The organism is Variovorax sp. 01N429, from assembly GCF_056399425.1.
The window spans coordinates 1-352 of record NZ_JBFTRG010000268.1; the positions used below are offsets into that span (position 1 = coordinate 1).

The window sequence follows — 352 nt, forward strand, 5'->3', positions numbered from 1 at the left end:
GAACCAACTCGACGAGATTGTCCGCGACTTCGAACTCGGCGTGTGCGGCGCGACGGAGCAGGCGGGCTGGCGCGGCCACACCGCGGGCACCGCCAACCTCGAACTGGAGGTGACGCTCCGCCGGATCCGCGTCGCCTCCCTCGAAGTGCGCAGCATCGCCGCCGAACTCGACTTCGCCGCGGACGAACTGACGTCCTGCCAGGCGAAACTCTTCACCGAGATGTACGCCGCGCTCTCCGACGGCCTCACCGTCGACGCCGGCAACGGGCAGTTCGTCGTCACCGAAGCCGCCCCGCCGACGACGCCGCGCGACGCGCAGCAGCAGGCCGCCGCGCAGACCAAGGTCGACGCT

The 352-nt window shown here is 70.7% G+C and carries 1 protein-coding gene; it reads left to right on the forward strand.

The features are described from left to right. Window positions 1-352 (forward strand): hypothetical protein (locus AC1DSF_RS31555; RefSeq protein ID WP_478184241.1); only part of this gene is annotated, 352 nt, incomplete at both ends.